The organism is Variovorax sp. P4_D9 (assembly GCF_056401695.1).
This window is the reverse complement of sequence record NZ_JBFUIU010001307.1, coordinates 1-1,746: the sequence shown is the minus strand read 5'-3', so window position 1 is coordinate 1,746 and position 1,746 is coordinate 1. Positions and strand designations below refer to the sequence as shown.

The window sequence follows — 1,746 nt, the reverse complement described above, 5'->3', positions numbered from 1 at the left end:
ATCCGATCCTTCAACTTCGACCACGATGAATGCCCGTTGCGGCGTTCCCGTCGCGGCCCTGCTGGCCATGGAGGCCGCAAAAGCGATGGGTATGTACTGGTACGGCTGGAGGCCTTCGCCTTGTGCGCCGACGCCGGTGAATGCGCTGCGAATCCGCAGCACGCCGGGCGCTGCACGATCGACCACTCTGAACTGCTGGCTGAGTGACCGCTTAAGTGCGTCGTTTGCGTAGGCGAGAATTTCTCTTAGCGTCTCCTCGCTCACATGCTCGGTTGGCCGCGGTTCGGGGTAGAACACGATCGGATCGAGCAGCACCGCAACGTAGTTGTTGGGAGTGAGTTTGGGGCTTACCCAGCCTCGAATGGTGTTTCCCTCGGCGGTTTTCGTTTCCCTTAGGCGTGGGTAGTCTCTGAGAAAGCCCGAACCGCCGGAATAATCAACCTTGGTTGCGCATGCTCCCAGAATTCCTACAAGGAAAAATGCGCACACCTTGCCTGCGATCGACTTCTTCATAGTCTGCCCACTTCGCCGCGGTACGGTTGACGAGTTACTCGTCCCTCACGAAAGGACGTCGCGCGCGCACCGCGACCACCCCGGTCTAATCTTTCTTCGGCCCTGTTACTAAAAGCAGTATCTCGCCGGTTGCTGCACCGGGTCAAGTTCGCAGCGAAGCCGGGCACTAAGCACGTGCACGAGGAGAGGGCACGACGCGAGTGGGAGTTGCCTGTGCGGCGCATCGAGCCGTCGCTCTCGAATGTGGGGGTAGTGACACGCAAAAAAACGATGGTTTCAACCTCTTCCCGGCGTTGCGGACCAAGGCCTGAACAACATGGCGGTCGCGGTCGAAGGCCACGCAGCGCATTTGGCAACGTAAGGGCGGGCTGCGCAAGGAGAGCCATACCCTTGTTCAAGCACTTTGCCAGGTTGACCTCCAACTGTCTGCTTCAGGGCGTCGAGATCAGCAATGCGTACTTCCGGAGTGGGCCCATCTCGGTCCTTCAGGTTTGACCGCTGTAAGGCCGGTCCGGAGCGGGTGCTGTGCTTCACGGCCGCTCGGTGAACTCAAGCTGTGAGCCTGACTGCGGTCGTCTAGGTAGCAAGGAGATCTCGCCTTCGACGACCGGTATCAAGGCGGTTCGGACATAGCCCGTCGCCGTCGCCTAACCGGCCTGCACCGTCTCGGCGTCCAAGGCGAATCGAGTGGCAGCTATCAAATCAGCCGAAATGGAACTGAGGGCCCATTGCAGACCTCGACGAGGGCTGCCATGCAACTACGCTCGGCGGGTACCCACCGCAAGGCCTGGCCGAGCGCCTCACGCTGGCGGACTTCGTGGGTAGGCGGTTGTCGAGATTGGCGCACTGGGCTAGACAACTTCACGCGACGCCGCATCACGTCCATGTCGGCATGTGAGCGACCATGGAGCGGGCGCAGGGAGTTGTCGAAGACTGCGTTGAACTCTTCACGCTGCACGTCACGACCTTTGCGTGACTGGCCGGTCATTTTGTCCATGCCTTGCGTCGGCGTCGCGTCGATCACCTTGGCCCCGACGCAGGGAGCGTCTGAATAGCTGACCTTGCCGTTCGTCTCGCAGCGGTAGACCGTGGGCTGCGCGGCCAAGGGCATCACCAGCATAGCGGCGATGGAGGCAGCGAGCAGGCTCAGCGTCCTTGCGCTCACCAGAATTTCCACCAAGGCCGTCGGGCCAATCGGAGATGGAGCGGCCGGGTATCCAGGCTGTCGAGGAC

The 1,746-nt window shown here is 61.2% G+C and carries 2 protein-coding genes; both read right to left on the bottom strand.

The genetic code is table 11. The annotated features are described in order from the left end of the window. The coding region (locus AC1DY5_RS54285; RefSeq protein ID WP_478122468.1) for a DUF3313 domain-containing protein at window positions 1-513 on the bottom strand (513 nt) is incomplete at its 3' end. A gap of 697 nt (window positions 514-1,210) precedes the next feature. Then, window positions 1,211-1,746: DUF4124 domain-containing protein (locus tag AC1DY5_RS54280; protein ID WP_478122467.1), on the bottom strand; the 536-nt coding region annotated here is incomplete at its 5' end.